12 protein-coding genes are annotated in these 15109 nt (G+C 69.3%); 2 read left to right on the top strand and 10 right to left on the bottom strand.

Annotation, left to right across the window (positions count from 1 at the left end; genetic code table 11):
* Positions 1-173: 173 nt before the first annotated feature.
* The 9 genes from lpxK to BMW54_RS03445 all read right to left on the bottom strand — a co-directional run bounded on the left by lpxK (position 174) and on the right by BMW54_RS03445 (position 12559).
* The gene (gene lpxK / locus BMW54_RS03485) at positions 174-1154 is read right to left on the bottom strand and encodes a tetraacyldisaccharide 4'-kinase (protein WP_090053014.1); all 981 of its coding nucleotides are present in this window, start codon (positions 1152-1154) and stop codon (positions 174-176) included.
* 4 nt (positions 1155-1158) lie between these two features.
* Complete coding sequence (gene msbA, locus BMW54_RS03480) at positions 1159-2934, bottom strand: lipid A export permease/ATP-binding protein MsbA (protein ID WP_090053012.1); 1776 nt, start codon at positions 2932-2934, stop codon at positions 1159-1161.
* On the bottom strand, positions 2931-3359 hold the full coding sequence (locus tag BMW54_RS03475; protein ID WP_090053011.1) for an ExbD/TolR family protein: 429 nt from the start codon (positions 3357-3359) through the stop codon (positions 2931-2933). The genes msbA and BMW54_RS03475 overlap by 4 nt, the downstream gene beginning before the upstream one ends.
* 3 nt (positions 3360-3362) lie before the next feature.
* Positions 3363-4022, bottom strand: coding sequence for a MotA/TolQ/ExbB proton channel family protein (locus tag BMW54_RS03470; protein ID WP_254779039.1), 660 nt, complete (start codon positions 4020-4022; stop codon positions 3363-3365).
* 145 nt (positions 4023-4167) lie between these two features.
* On the bottom strand, positions 4168-7464 hold the full coding sequence (locus BMW54_RS03465) for a GH92 family glycosyl hydrolase (RefSeq protein WP_254779038.1): 3297 nt from the start codon (positions 7462-7464) through the stop codon (positions 4168-4170).
* Positions 7465-7640: 176 nt separating this feature from the next.
* A complete protein-coding gene (locus BMW54_RS03460) occupies positions 7641-9941 on the bottom strand; it encodes a DNA internalization-related competence protein ComEC/Rec2 (RefSeq protein ID WP_090053009.1) in 2301 nt (766 codons plus the stop codon).
* Positions 9942-10123: 182 nt separating this feature from the next.
* Entirely contained in the window at positions 10124-10756 is a 633-nt protein-coding gene (locus BMW54_RS18710) for a hypothetical protein (protein WP_175472746.1), read from the bottom strand.
* A 111-nt stretch (positions 10757-10867) separates the two neighbouring features.
* Positions 10868-11785 (bottom strand): histone H1-like repetitive region-containing protein, encoded by a 918-nt coding sequence (locus tag BMW54_RS19135; protein ID WP_090053006.1) that lies wholly within the window; start codon positions 11783-11785, stop codon positions 10868-10870.
* A gap of 168 nt (positions 11786-11953) precedes the next feature.
* Positions 11954-12559, bottom strand: coding sequence for a rhomboid family intramembrane serine protease (locus BMW54_RS03445; protein WP_090053005.1), 606 nt, complete (start codon positions 12557-12559; stop codon positions 11954-11956).
* Between the two features lie 138 nt (positions 12560-12697).
* Here BMW54_RS03445 and BMW54_RS03440 point away from each other — a divergent pair, with 138 nt between their 5' ends.
* Both BMW54_RS03440 and BMW54_RS03435 read left to right on the top strand, forming a co-directional pair.
* A complete protein-coding gene (locus BMW54_RS03440; RefSeq protein WP_090053003.1) occupies positions 12698-13573 on the top strand; it encodes a PhzF family phenazine biosynthesis protein in 876 nt (291 codons plus the stop codon).
* A 2-nt stretch (positions 13574-13575) separates the two neighbouring features.
* On the top strand, positions 13576-14049 hold the full coding sequence (locus BMW54_RS03435; protein WP_090053002.1) for a YaiI/YqxD family protein: 474 nt from the start codon (positions 13576-13578) through the stop codon (positions 14047-14049).
* A gap of 164 nt (positions 14050-14213) precedes the next feature.
* Here the strand turns inward: BMW54_RS03435 and BMW54_RS03430 are convergent, their stop codons facing one another.
* Positions 14214-15071: a dimethylarginine dimethylaminohydrolase family protein gene (locus tag BMW54_RS03430; RefSeq protein ID WP_090053000.1), complete on the bottom strand. Its 858-nt coding sequence runs from the start codon at positions 15069-15071 to the stop codon at positions 14214-14216.
* Positions 15072-15109 lie beyond the last annotated feature (38 nt).

Below are 15109 nucleotides of genomic sequence, written 5' to 3'. Positions count from 1 at the left end.
GGTGGGTGCTCGCGGCGAGCTTGCCCGCTGCCGCGGGATCGCCGATGCGATCGGCTCCCACCAGAGTTCATTGACGGTGCTACCGGAGGGGTGGGAGCGGATCGTATCCGCGATGGGTGCTTGCCGGGCGATCGCCGATGCGATCGGCTCCCACCGGGCAGTGGCACCGCCGGTCAGCGACTGGCGCGGATGCGTGAGGCGACGGCGTCGTAGAAGGCTTCGGGGAGGATGGCCCGGACGGGGACGCGCCACCAGTTGGGACGCGCGAAGGCGCGGCATTTCACGGCGTCCTTGTCGGTCATCAGGACGGGGCATCCGTCGGCGAACGTGAAGTCGTCGCGCGTGAACGCGTGGTGGTCGGCGAAGGGATGACCGTGGACCGCGATGCCTTGCGCGGCGAGGCTGGCGAAGAAGCGCGCCGGGTTGCCGATGCCGGCGACGGCGTGCGCCGGTCGGCCGGCGAAATCCGCCAGCGGCGCGGTGAGGGAGTCGTCGGCCATGTTCACCGCCACGCCGCCCTCCAGCTGCATGACGATCTCGCCATCGCGCGGCACACCGCCGTTGACGACGATGAAATCGACCGTGGCGAGCCGGCTCGCGGATTCGCGCAACGGGCCGGCAGGCAGCAGGTGCCCATTGCCCAGGCGGCGCTCGCCATCGACGACGCAGATCTCGACGTCGCGGCCGAGCCGATGATGCTGCAGGCCGTCGTCGGCGAGCACCAGATCGCAGCCGGCGTCGACCAGCAGTCGCGCCGCTTCGGGACGTTCGCGGCCGATGGCCACCGGTACGCCGCTCTGCCGGATGAGGCTGGGCTCGTCGCCGACCTTCGACGGATCGTCGTCGCCGGTCAGAAGATAGGGACCGCGTTCAGAGCCGCCGTAGCCGCGACTGACGATGCCGGGACGGAATCCCCGCTGTGCCATGGCCTTCGCGAGCGCCACGATCAGCGGTGTCTTGCCGGTCCCGCCGATCGTGATGTTGCCGACGACGACGACCGGCACCGGGAGCCTGACGACGCTCGCCGGATCGGCACGAAAGCGCTCGGCACGGCGACGCACCACGAGCCCGTAAAGCGCCTCGAGGGGCCGCGTCCAGAGCGGCGGCGTGCCGCCGCCGTACCAACGCCGTTGCAGCGACGCGCCGAGGGCCATCGGCTCAGCCCGCCGTGGCCTGCTCGTGGAACTGCATGCGATGCAGTGCCGCGTACTGGCCGCCCTGGTCGAGGAGCTCGCGATGCGTGCCGAGTTCCACGATGCGGCCCTGCTCCATCACGGCGATCTGGTCGGCGTGCTCGATCGTCGAGAGACGATGGGCGATGACCAGCGTGGTGCGATCGCGCATGAGGCGCGTCAGGGCGTCCTGGATCAGGCGTTCGGATTCGGTATCGAGCGCGCTGGTGGCTTCGTCCAGCACGAGGATCGGCGCGTTCTTGAGGATGGCGCGCGCGATGGCGATGCGCTGGCGCTGTCCACCCGAAAGCGAGTTGCCGCCCTGCCCGATCCGCGTGTTCAGGCCTTCCGGCAGGCGCTCGATGAATTCCATCGCGTTCGCGGCCTGTGCCGCCGCGACGATGTCGGCTTCCGACGCGCCGGCCATCTCGCCGTAGGCGATGTTCGCGGCCACGGTGTCGTCGAAGAGCACGACGTGCTGGCCGACCCAGGCGATCTGGCGGCGCAGCGATGGCAGCCGGTACTGCGTGTAGTCGCGGCCGTCGATCAGGATGCGGCCTTCGGTCGGCTCGTAGAAACGCGGCAGCAGGCTGACTAGGCTCGACTTGCCGCTGCCCGATCGACCCACCAGCGCCGTGACGGTGCCGGGCGCGCAGACCAGGTCGACGCCGCGCAGCGCCACGTGCTGGTTGCGCTCGTAGACCAGCTTCACGCCTTCGAAGCGGATGTCGCCCTTCGTGCGCACCAGTTCCTCGGTGCCGTTGTCGACTTCCGCGGGCTCGTCGATGATCGCGAAGAGGTCCTCGGCGGCCGTGACGCCCTTCTGCAGGCTGGCCTGGATGCCGGCGAGGCGCTTCAGCGACGGAAGCATGGCGCCCATCGCGGTGAGCACCGCCGTGAAGACGCCGGGCGTGATGCTGTTCAGGACATCGGGCCGCGTACCGAGGAACACGAGCGTCGCCAGCGCGACCGCGCCCGTGGTCTGGATCGTGGCGCTCGACATCGCGCTGGTGGACGACACCTTGAGGTTGAGCCGGCGCTGGCGCTCGGCGACCTCGCCGAAACGCGTCTCTTCGCGCGGTTGCCCGCCGTAGATGCGGACTTCGCGGTTCGCCGCCACAGCCTCCTCGACCGCGCTGGTCACCGTGCCCATGTTGCCCTGGATGCGCTTGCTGATCTTGCGGTAGCGACGGCTGATCACCGTGACGATCGCGACGACGCACGGCACGAGCACCAGCAGCGCCATCGCCAGGTAGGCGCTGTGGTAGAGCATGACGCAAAGCATGCCGACGACCGTGAGGCCTTCGGTGACGGCGACCTTCAGCGAGTCGGCGGACGCCGAAGCCACCTGCTCGCTCGTGTACGTGATGCGCGAGATCTGCTGACCGGAAGGCTCACGCGCGAAGAACGTCGCGGGCAGCCGCAGGTACGCGGCGAAGACGTCGACGCGGATCGCCTGCACCACGTTGCGGCCGACGTACGCGATGCCGTAGTCCGTGGCGTACGAAGCGACGCCGCGCACGAGGAAGATGCACACGATCCAGATCGGCATCCAGAAGATCGTGTACGGATCCTTGTCGACGAAGAGGTTGTCGATGAGGGGCTTCAGCATGCCCGTGAACACCGAAAGACAGATCGGGTCGACGATCATGCCCACGATGGCGATGTAACCCGCCGTGCGGAAGCGCCGCGTATAGCCGAGCAGACGCTTGTAGGTCTGCCAGGTGCGGACGTCCCAGACCGATACCTTCTGACCGCTCACCGGCTGGCCGCCGTATCGCCGGGCGTCGTGGCGATGGAGAGGTGGGTGAAGCCGAGCTGGCCCAGGGCGTCCATGGCGCGGACCACGTTCTGGTGCGCCGTGTTGGCGTCGGCGCGGATCACGACCAGCCGGCCGCGGTCGGGGCCCGCCACGCGTTCGATCGTGCTCTTGAGCGGATCGATGCCTTCGCCGAGCACCTCGTCGCTGCCGACCGAATAATGGCCGTCACGGTCGACGACCAGCGTGAGCGCCTTGTCGGTGCCCTCGCGAGCCTCGGCGTCGGCCTTCGGCAGGTTCACCTTGAGGCGCGAGTGTTCGATGAACGTCGTGCTGAGCACGAAGAACATCAGCAGGGTGAGCAGGACGTCGATCAGCGAGATCACGTTGATCTCGAAGTCGTCCTCGCGACGGGAGCCGATGCGCATGGATCAGCCGGCCTGCGGAGCGGCGGCTTCCGGCGCGGCGGTGCGACGGCGCGCGACCGGGCGCGGTGCCGAGAGATCGTCGAGGAGCGCGGTGGCCTCCTTCTCCATCTGCACCACGTAACCGCCGACCTTCGAGCGGAAGTAACGATGCAGCACGTAGGCGGGAATCGACACGATGAGACCGAACGCGGTGCAGATGAGGGCCTCGCCGATGCCACCGGCCATCTTCGTGGGATCGCCGATGCCGCCGGCCATGACGTTCATGAACATGCGGATCAGGCCGATGACGGTACCGAGCAGCCCCAGCAGCGGGCCGATCAGCGCGATGGTGCCGAGCGTGCTGAGGTAACGCTCCATGCGATGCACGACGTGGCGGCCGGTGTCCTCGATGCGTTCCTTGATGAGCTCGCGGGGGCGGTCGCGGACGGCGAGCGCGCCGGCGAACAGTTCACCCAGCGGCGAGCCCTTCTCCAGCGCGGCGAGGTGGGCGGCGTCGAGCTTCGACGAGCGGGCCCACTCGCGGACCTCGGCGCCGAGCCCCGGCGGCAGCACGGCCGCGCGGCGCAGGGCCCAGAAACGTTCCAGCACGATCGCCAGCGCCGCCAGCGAACAGATGAGGATCGGCAGCAATGCCCAGCCGCCAGCCAGAAGGATCTCGAGCACGTGAACCCCGGAGCCAAGAAAAAGTCAGGCCGGCATGATAGCAGGCGCCGGTCGGGGGACTGAGCAGTCCTTGGCAGTCTTCACATGTCGGCCGCGGGTGCCGGCGCCCGTCCGGGCGCCGGCGATCCTTGCCGTATCGCCGCCGTCAGGGCGTCAGCAGCTCCAGCTCGGCCACGCCCACCGGTCCGGCATTGTCGAACACCAGGCGATAGCGGGCGTACGCCGCCGGATGCGCCACGACGAACCCACGGGTCTGGCGGTGCCACGGGAAGCGCTCGTCGTGCCGTTCGTCGAGCGTCGTCCAGCTCTTGCCGTCGGCCGAGCCCTGCAGCGTCCAGCCCGACGGTGCCGCCAGCGCGGCCGCCGACGTGATCGTGTACACCGAGATCGTGGCCGGGGCCTTCAGCCCGTAACCGACTTCCGCCTTGCCCGCGGGAAGCGTGAACTCGGTCGACGAGTCGTTATCCGCCACGGCGGCGAGCTTCGCGTCGCGGCGACCGTTGAGGGTCACGCCGTCCGGCTTCGTCACGTCGTGCAGCGGGGCGGGCTTGGCCCCCTCGGCGGTCAGCGAGGCCGGCAGCGCCTCGGCGCCGGTGCCCCACTTCGACGGCGTCGGGCCCATCTCGAAGTCCAGCGTCGCGCCCTTGGCCAGCAGTTCGTGCGGGAGCGTGAGCTTGTTCCAGGGCTGACCGTTGACCTTCAGCGACTGCACGTAGCGGTTCGTGTCGCTGACACCGGGTGCGCGGATGTCGATGCGCGCGCCGCCTTCGATCGTGATGGTCATGCGCGGGAAGTGCGGCGCGCCGATGACGTACTCCGGGGTGCCCATGCGCAGCGGGTAGAAACCGGCGGACGCGAAGATCCACCACGCCGACATTTCGCCATTGTCCTCGTCGCCGGGATAGCCCTGGCCGATCTCGCTGCCGACGTACAGGCGGGACACCGCGTCGCGCAGCTTGTCCTGCGTCTTCCACGGCTGGCCGGCCTCGTCGTACATCCAGATGATGTGGTGCGACGGCTGGTTGGAATGGCCGTACTGGCCCATGCGCACGTCGCGGGCTTCCAGCATCTCGTGGATCACGTCGCCGTAGTCGCCGACCTGGAAATTGCCGGGCGTGCTGAAGAACGTGTCGAGCTTGGCGCCGAGCGCCTCGCGGCCGCCGTAGAGGCCCGCGAGGCCCGCGCCGTCCTGCGGCGCGTGGAAGGCCATGTTCCAGGCGTTGGTCTCGGTGTAGTCGCCACCCCAGCGGATGGGGCTGAAGTCCTTCGCGTCCCAGCGCCACTTGCCCGCCGGGTCACGGGCGACGAAGAAGCCGACGGCCGGATCGAAGAGGTTCGCGTAGCCCAGCGCGCGTGCCCGGTACCACACCGCGTCGTCGCGGTACGACGCGTAGCGGTCGCCCGAGGGTGCCGCCTTCGCGAGCTCGGCGGCGAGGTTGCCGATGGCGAAATCGTTGATGTAGCCGTCCATCGACCACGACAGGCCTTCGCTGACCTTGTCGTCGGTGTAGCCGTTGAACAGCGAGCGCTCGATGCCCTTGCGACCCGCGCCCTTCACGTCGGTGCTGACGCTGGAGGCGTTGCGGATCGCCGACTGGTAGAACGACGCGACGTCGAAGTTGCGCACGCCCTTGAGCCACGCGTCGGCGAAGGCGACGTCGGAGCTGGTGCCCACCATGAGGTCGGCGTAGCCCGGCGACGACCAGCGCGCGATCCAGCCCGCGTCGCGGTACTGCTGCACGAAGCCGTCGATCATGCGGCCCGCTTCCTTCGGCGTGAACAGGACGTACGCCGGCCACGCCGTGCGGTAGGTGTCCCAGAAGCCGTTGTTGACGTACGGCTGGCCCTCGACGATGCGCGCGCCGGTGTGCGTCGGCGTGTTCTCGCCCACCGGCGCGGAGAACGGGCTGGCGTAGCTGTAGACCGGATGGTCCTTGCTGCCGGTGTTCTCGTAGGCGCTGTTCGGGTAGAGGAACAGGCGGTAGAGGTTCGAATACAGGATGGTGCGCTCGTCGCGGCTGGCGCCTTCGACGCTGATCATGCCCAGGCGGTCGTCCCACGCCTTGCGGGCGCGCTCGCGCACGTTGTCGAAGGTGTCGGCGGACGCGATCTCCTGCGACAGGTTCGCCTTCGCCTGATCGATGCCGATCAGCGACGTGGCGATACGCATGGTGACGGTACGGTCGCCGCTCTTCGACGTGTCGAAACCGAACCACGCCGAGGCGGCGTCGCGCTTCTCGCCGGTCAGGCGGCCGCTCTCTGCCACCGGCTTGTCGAACTCGGCGTAGAAGTACAGGCGCGTCGCGCCGGTGGAGAGGCGGCTCTTGACGTCCGACCAGCCCTGGATCGAGCGGTGGTCCGGGTCGAGCGTCACCGCCGCGCGATCGTCGAGGTTGTCGAAGACCAGCTGCGAGCGCTTGTCCGTGAAGGTGAAACGGAACATCGCCGCGTGATCCGTCGGCGCGATCTCGGTGACGATGCCGTTGTCGAAGCGCACGCGGTAGTAGTCCGGATGCGCGAGCTCGGCGTCGTGGCCGAACGAGAGCGCGCGCGTCTCGCGCTTCAGCGGCGGCGCGCCGGACGCGACCTGCGCCGGCATGATCTGGAACGTCTGGCGCTCGCCCATCCACGGGCTCGGCTCGTGCGACAGGCCGAACGCCTCGATGCGCGGCCGATTATCGTCGCCGTTGCGCTCCTGGTACTGGTAGATCCAGTTGGAGCCGGCGTTCGTCGTCGGCGTCCAGAAATTGAAGCCGTGCGGCATGGCCACCGCGGGGAAGTTGTTGCCGCGCGAGAAATTGGCGTTGGCGTTGGAACCGCGGCGCGTATCGACGTAATCGGTCGGGTGCGTGCTGGTCATCGGCTTGACGACGCCGATGCGGACGTCGTCGATGTAGCCCTCGAAGGCCTTGCCCGCCGGCGCGTCGGCCGCGAGTTCGATCGAGCGCACGCGGCGGCCCTTCGCGACGGCGCCGAGGTCGACGCTCACGTAGTTCCACTGGTCCGGGTACAGCACGCGTCCCTCGCCCTGCCCCTTCGCCGTCGCGGGCACACGGTGCTGGTCGCGCGCGGCGGTGGTCGACAGCCGCGAGCCGTCGTCGAAGACGACATCCACCGTGACGTAGTTCGCCGGGTTGGTGAGGTCGTCCTTGTTCGAGCGCGGGAAGACCAGCCACGACAGCGTCGTGCCGTCTTCGACGCGGATGTCGGTATCGAACAGACGCGCCGTCGTGGCCGTGCCCGTGGCGGTGCCGGCGTAACGCAGCGAATGCGTGCCGGTGAAGCCGACGTTCGCCTTCGCGGTCAGCACGGCCTCGGCCGGCGGGCCGCCCACGACCTGGACATCCAGACCGCCGGCTGCCTTCGCCACGAGGGAGGGATCGCCGCTTTCGAACGAGCTGTCGAAGCGCTGGGTGGCCGCGAGGGCTCCCGTCGGTACCACTGCCGCTGCCGTCGCCAGGGCGAGAACTGCCCGTCCCCAAGCCTGCTTCGATGCCGTCACGCGCTATCCCCTCGTTTGCGGAATCCGCATTTAAATCGTTCTAAATTTCGAATGTCAAACGGCGGTGCAACAAGACCCGTTCTTCGCGCCGGCGCTGTGACGTGCGTGGCGAAATATCACTCGCGCCAGTAACGGTCCGCAGGACGTCGCCATTCGCGCGCGACGCGCGGTGGCGCGTCGCGCGGGAAATCGATCCGGATCGCGCCGCTGCGCGCGGTGACGAAGACGTCGGCACCCACGTCGGCATGTCGGTCGATCACCGACGGATGCGGGTGGCCGAAGCGGTTGCGCCAGCCGGCCGAGGCTATCGAGAACCGCGGTCGCACCGCGTCGAGCCACGCGGCGTCCGACGAATGACGGCTGCCGTGGTGCGCGATGGTGGTCACGGTCGGCAGCGTCGACGCGACGCCATGCGGATCCATGCGGCGCTCCGCGGCCTTGCCGATGTCTCCGGTGAGGAGCAGGCGACCGCCCGCGCCCTCGATGGCGAGCACGCAGGAGCGATCGTTGCCCTTGGTTTTCTCGCCCGGAGGCATCGGGACGGGAAGGAAACGAAAGCGGACGTCGTCCCACGTCCAGGATGGCGCGCGCGAGCAATGCCGGGCGTCGAGACGAAGCCGCGCCGGCTCGCCGGAAAGCCGGGACGCCTCGGGATAGCGTCGTACGATCGACCCGGCGCCGCCCGCGTGGTCGCTGTCGCCGTGGCTGATCACCAGTCGGTCGACCGGTCCGATGCCGAGCGCGGTGATCGCTGGAAGCACGACGCCTGCCCCGGCGTCGCCGCCGCCGGCGTAAGCCGGACCCGCGTCGTACACGAGGGTGTGCGACCGCGTGCGGACCACCACGGCGAGGCCCTGGCCCACGTCGAGCACCCACGCACGAAACGCGCCCGCGACCGGCTCGTCGCGCGCGGGGCATGCCAGCGGGAGGAAAAGCAGTGCCCCGTAGCCTCGCAAGGGCATGCCGCGCGGGAGGAAGACCCACACGGCACCCAGCGTGGCCAGGACCGTCGCCGCGAGCGTCCCCTCGGCGGCGCCGATGCGCCCTCCGGGCCATGTCGCCATGATCTCGAGCAAGCGCCACTGCCAGGACATGACCCACGCGGCGACATGGAAGAGCGGACCGGACAGCATGGGCATGGCGAGCGTCGCGCAGCCGAGCAGCGTCAGGGGAACGACGACGAAGCTCACCAGCGGCGCCGCCACGAGGTTCGCGGGGAAGCCGACGAGCGAGGCCGTGCCGAACAGCCAGAGCGACAGAGGCAGGAGGGTGACGGTCATCGCCGCCTGCGCGCGCAGCGTCTCGCCGAGCAGACCCCGCAGGCCCGCGGAACGCGGGGCGACGCAGGCCATGAGGAAGCCGACGCCGCCGAAGGAAAGCCAGAAGCCCGCGGAGAGCACGGCCAGCGGATCGACGACGAGTACCGCGAGCAGGGCGAAGGCGAGCAGCGACGCGCCACCCGCGCGACGGCGACCGAGCCCGGCGAGCACGACGACGGCGACCATCAGCAGCGTGCGCACGGTCGGCAGGCTCATGCCCGCGAGCAAGCCGTAGCTGGCGGAGATCGCGAGACCCGCGGTGGCCTGCGCGATGGGCCGCGGCAGACGGAGCGCGAGCCACGGCAGCCACGCGTACAGCAGGCGGGCGAGGATCACGCCGCCGCCCGCCGCCACGCCGACATGGAATCCCGAGATCGCGATGAGATGCGACACGCCTGTCGCGCGAGCGACGTCCCAGTCCGACGCGTCGAGGCCGCGCGTGTCGCCGACGGCGAGCGCCTTGAGGATGCGTGCGTCGTGCGCTCCGACGGACGCATCGATGCCCGCCGCGATGCGTTCGCGCCAGCCGTCGACGCAGACCGGTGCCGCCAGTCGCTCGTTCGCGCGCGACTCGCGCACATAACCGGTCGCGACGATGCCGCGCTGCAGGGCCGTGCGCTCCGCGTCGCCGCCACCGGGATTCACGCCGCCGCGTGGCCGTCGCACGCGCACGTCGAGGCGCCAGCGCTCGCATGCCCTGGGCGGTGCCTTCGCGCGGTACCACGTGAGGCGAAGGCGTCCGCGCGGCGCGGAGGGCGCGCTGCCTTGCGGTTCCATCACGAAGGAGATGTCGTTACCGATGCGTCGGGGAAGATCGATCACGCGGCCTTCGACGACGATGTCGTCGCCGTCGCGCTCGGCGGGCCATCGCGCGTCCATCGCGCGGTGGCCATGGACGGCCGTCCAGGCGGCGAACGCGCATGTCACGGCGGCGAGGCGGAGCCAGGTTCGCTTCGACACGGAAGCGATGAGAACCGCGAGGATGCCTGCGACAGCCGAGAGCTCCCACGGCGGCAGCTGCGCGAGGCCTTGCACGGCCGTGCAGCCAACGACGGCGGCGATCGCGAGCGTGACGAGCGAGAGGCGGGTGCGGAGCAAGGGCCGGAGCCAGGCATGGGGCGCTCGAGCTTATGTCGCGCCTTCGTGGGGGTGGCCCGTTGGCGGCGGGTCGCGAGCACCCGTTCGCGCGCGAGCGCGCTCCCACCCGTGGGTAGGGGCCGTTTACGCGGCGTCGGCCGCGAACGTGCTCCGAGCCGTTGGGCAGGACAACGACGGCGGAATCAGTCGGTGGTGCTGCGGAAGCGGCTGCGGTCGCGTCCGCCGCCGAACTGACGTTGTGAAGGCGTGGGGCGAGCGCCGGACGGCGGTGTCGGGCGACTCTGTCCGCCGCGGTTCCAGTTGCCCTGGGGACGGTCGCCACCACGGTTCCAGTTGCCGCCCGGCCTGTCGCCATTGCCCTGCCAGTTGCGCGGCGGGCGATCGCCACCGCGGGACGCGCCGGGCGGCGGACGATGGTCGCGGTCGTCGCGATTCCAGCCGCCGGGTGGGCGACGGTCCCCTTGCCAATGGCCCGGGCGGCCGTCGCCGCGGCCGCCGTGCCAGTCGCCACGCGGCGGTGGACCGCGCCACGCGTTCCGGTCGCGGTAGTAGCGATCACGGTAGAACCGGCGTCCGTCGTACCCGTCGACCCAGACGGTGCCGTACGACAGCGACGAATAGCAGCAACCGGGGCCGTAGCCGTAGCCGCCGTAATAGCCGCCCCCGTAGCCCGGGGAGACGACGGTCGTTTCCTCGCCGTAGTAGGTATCCGCGCCCGTGCCGTTACGCACGTAGCCGTAATCCGGGTCGTAGTAACAGCCCGCCAACGGCAGGCAGCCGATAAGCAGCATCACCATCGCTTGGACACGACGCATGGGGCAGACCTCCGTGGGGACGGTTCGGACACTGCGCTCGGCCCATTGAATGGCCGATAAAAGAAAAGGGCCACCCGACGGCGGCCCTTCCCTTTCATTCAGCTTTCGCGATCAGCCCTTGTTCTTCTGCTGATCGCCGCGCTCGTGCGCCATGTTCGGGTGGTTGGCCTCCGGCGAGGGGGCCTTCGGCGCGGGGTTCGGGCCGCCATCGTCCACGGCACCCGCCGCGTGCGATTCACCCGTCGGCCACGAGGGCGGCTGGCGATCGCGTTCACGCTTGGCGTCGAGCAGCGCCTGGATATGCGCGACCGCTTCTTCCTGACTGATGTGCTGGACGGGCTCGTCGTTCACCGCCGGTGCGGGTGCCGGCTTCGGACGCGGTTTCGGCGGTGCCTTCGGCTTCGCGACCGCGGTCGGTGTCGTCACCGGAGCCGCGGCCGGCGCGACGGACGTCGGTGCGACCGGCCGCTTCGCGGGAGCCTTGCGCGCGGTGGTGCCGCCCGATGCCGGCGTCTTGCGGACGGTGGCAGCCGGGCTCTTGCGCGTCGCGACGGTCTTCGCGGGCGCCTTCCGTGCCGATGTCTTCTTCGCCACAGGGGCTTTTTTCGCGGCGCTCTTCTTCGTGGCGGTCGAGCGCGACGGACTCTTGCGTGCCGCAGCCTTCTTCGTCGACGCCTTCGTGGCAGGCGACTTCTTCGCGACCGACTTCTTCGCCACCGGCTTCCGGGTCGCCGACTTCTTCGCCACGGCCTTCTTCGCCACGGCCTTCTTCGCCACGGCCTTCTTCGCGGCGACCTTGCGCGTGGCGGCCTTCCGCACGGTCTTCTTCGCGGCGGATTTCTTCACGGCGGCCTTGCGCGGCGACGTGCGGGCGGCGGTCTTCCTGGCGGCTGTCTTGCGTGCGGCGCCCTTCTTCGCTGCGGCGCGCTTCGCCACGGGACGAGCGGTGCTCTTGCGGGCGGCGGTCTTCTTCGTAGCCGTCTTACGTGCCGCGGACTTCTTCGCGGCGGACTTACGGGTCGTAGCCATGCGTTCATTCCTCTGCGGTAGTAGCCGACGCGGACCACCCGTCGAGGGGAAAGCCGCGTGCATGCCGGACGTCATCGATAAGACAGCCATTCGTTCCGGACGGAACGCATGATGTAACAGGTGTCGCCCGAAGTCACATAAATCTGTCGGAAAAATTCAGCTTCGCGCTCACGACAGGCGCGGCTGCGTCAGCAGCGCGATGAAATTCGACAGCACCGCGGGATTGAGCGCGATGGTGAAGAGCACGCCGTAAAGCGCGCCCCACAGGTGCGCGCTGTGGTTGACGTTGTCCCCGCCACGCTTGTCCATGTAGACCGAATACACCACGAAAAGCACGGCGTAGAGGATCGCCGGCATGGGGATCACGATCAGGTAGATGCGTGCCCAGGGCGCCAGGAGGATGAACGCGAAGAGGATCGCCGACACCGCGCCCGACGCACCCAGGCTGCGATAGCCCGCGTTGCGGCGGTTGGCCAGGTACGACGGCAGGATCGAGAAGACCAGCGCGCCGATGTAGAACGTGAGGAACCCCAGCGGACCCATGGCCGCGGTGAAGAACTGCTCCATGATCCGGCCCGCGAAGTACAGGGAGATCATGTTGAAGAACAGGTGGCCGCCGTCGGCATGCACGAGGCCGTACGAGACAAGCCGGTAGTACTCGCGGCTGCGGCTCAGGGCCGGCGGCCAGAGGATGAGGTCGTCCAGCAGGCGCTGGTTGCGGAAGGCGACGATCGAGACCACACAGGTCACGAGGATGATGAGCAGCGTGATCATGCGTTGAAACCGGTGTCCTGACGCGTCGAACCAACGCGCATCTTGGCGGGAACGCGCGCCGATGTCGAATGCCCGGCCACGCAGCCGCGCGTGTCCCGGCCCGTTATCATGGCCCCTCCCCGTCCCTGGTTCCCCCCGATGCCTTCCATCCGCTACAAGCAGCTCGACGTCTTCGCCGCCCGTCACGGCGGCGGCAATCCGCTCGGTGTCGTGATCGACGCCGAGGGCTGGTCGGACGCGCGCATGCAGCGTTTCGCCCACTGGACCAACCTGGTCGAGACCACGTTCCTCCTGCCAGCGCGCGCCGAAGGTGCCGATTACCGCGCGCGCATCTTCACCCCCACGAAGGAAATTCCCTTCGCGGGACACCCGACGATCGGCAGCGCCCATGCGGCGCTCGACGCCGGCCTGATCCGTGCCGACGCCGCCGGTATCGTCTGGCAGGAATGCGGCGCCGGCGTGCTGCCGATCCGTGTCGAAGGCGAAGGCCCGGGGCGCGAGCTCTTCGTGCAGTCGCCGAAGGCGCGCGTCGTGGGCGACGCCTCCCGTGGCGGCGAAACGCTTTCGGCGGTGCTCTACGGCGTGAAGCGCGGCGTGCTGCCCCCCGCCTGCGTCGAGGGCGGTCGCCGCTGGTGGATCGCCGAGTTCGCCGACGAAGCCGAGCTGCGCGGCTGGCGACCCGATCACGCGGCGATCCGCGCGCTGGCCATGGCCACCGACACGCTGGGACTGTGCGTCTTCGCCCGCTCCGCGGACGGCATCGCCGTGCGCGCGTTCCCGGCCGGCGTCGGCATCGTCGAAGACCCCGCGTCGGGCGCGGCGAACGGCCTGATCGCCGCCTACATCGCCCAGTGCGACGCGAACGGCCCGCTGGCGCGCGGCTACCTCGTCAGCCAGGGTCGCGAGGTGGGACACGATGCGCGGATCATCATCCGCATCGACGGCGACGCCGTCTGGGTCGGCGGCCGCACGAACACCATCATCGACGGCCACGTGGACTGGCAGGACCTCTGAGCATGCGTATCTGGGTCGACGCGGACGCCTGTCCGAACGTCATCAAGGACATCCTGTTCCGTGCCGCCGAGCGGGAGCAGGTGGAAACGACGCTCGTGGCGAACCAATGGATCCGGACGCCGCCGTCACGCTTCGTGAAATCGATCCAGGTGCCCGGGGGCTTCGACGTGGCCGACGACGAGATCGTGCGGCGCGTCGAGCCGGGCGACCTCGTGGTGACGCAGGACATTCCGCTCGCTTCGTTTGCCATCGAGAAAGGCGCGCTGGCCCTGCACCCGCGCGGCGAGATGTTCACGAAGGACACGATCGCGGCACGCCTGTCGATGCGGAACTTCATGGAGGAACTGCGCGGCGCGGGCGTCGACACCGGTGGCCCCGCCGCCATGCATCCGCGCGACCGGCAGGCCTTCGCGAACGAACTCGACAAGTGGCTGGCGCGGAGGCGCGCGGCCGGGCGTCAGGCGGAAGCCCGGTAGCTTCAGTTTTGTAGGAGCGGACCTGGCCGCGACGGCTCTTCGCCGTGAGCAGCAGGGCCTGTAGCGTTGACGCTAAAAGCCGTCGCGGCCAGGTCCGCTCCCACAGCGTTCTTGGGCACCTGGCGGTGAGGCGCCTTCGAGCGGCGTTCTTCGGCGCGTGGCGGTCAGGCGCCTTCCAGCTCGTCCAGCCGCAGCGTCAGGCACTTCGCCGAGCCGCCGGCTTTCATGAATTCATCCAGCGCGACTTCGATCACCATGAACCCCGCGCCCTCCAGCCGGCTGCGCAGGTCGGCGCTGGCGCGATTCAGGATCACGACGCGTCCCAGGTTCACGGCGTTGCAGGCGAAGAGCACGGCGTCGTGCTCATCGACGGCGAGGCGCTGGCCCGGCGGTACGTGCCGCTCGATCGTCGCCAGCGAGTCCGCGTCGAACGCGGCGGGAAAGTACAGCGTGTAGCCGTCGGACAAGGGACAGAAGCACGTGTCCAGGTGGTAGAAACGGGGATCGACGAGCTTCAGCGGCAGCACCTCGACGTCGAGCGAGCTGGCCAGCGCAGGCGCCGCTTCGGCATCGGACCGGTGCCCATGGCCCATCCACAGACGCCGCGACACGCCGCGATCGAACAGCGCGTCGCCGGCGCCTTCGAAGAAAACGCCTTCCGGCAGATCGACGACGTCGAAGCCATGGTGCGCGAACCACGCGCGATCGTGCGCTTCCTCACCCTGCCGCTGCTCGTAGCGAAAACGGCTCGGCACGAAGGAGTTGCCGTAGACCAGACCGGCATTCGCGCAAAACGTCATGTCCGGCAGGCCCTTCGCGGGCGGCTGCACGACGACGTCGGCATGACGGGAAACGGTGTCTTTCAGTGCGTCCCACTGGCGACCGGAACGTTCGCTCGTGGTGTCGTGCAGGTGGCCATCCATCCAGGGATTGATGACGTAGTCGACCTCGAAGAACGTGGGCGCGCACATCAGGATCCGGGGGACGGTGCGCTCGGTCGCCGGGGACATCGTTTCTGCCATGGACGGTGGACGCCTTCAGGCGAACGAGGCGCCATCAT

The organism is Luteibacter sp. 329MFSha (genome assembly GCF_900111665.1).
Taxonomy (GTDB): domain Bacteria; phylum Pseudomonadota; class Gammaproteobacteria; order Xanthomonadales; family Rhodanobacteraceae; genus Luteibacter.
This window is presented reverse-complemented; position numbering and strand designations above follow the sequence as displayed.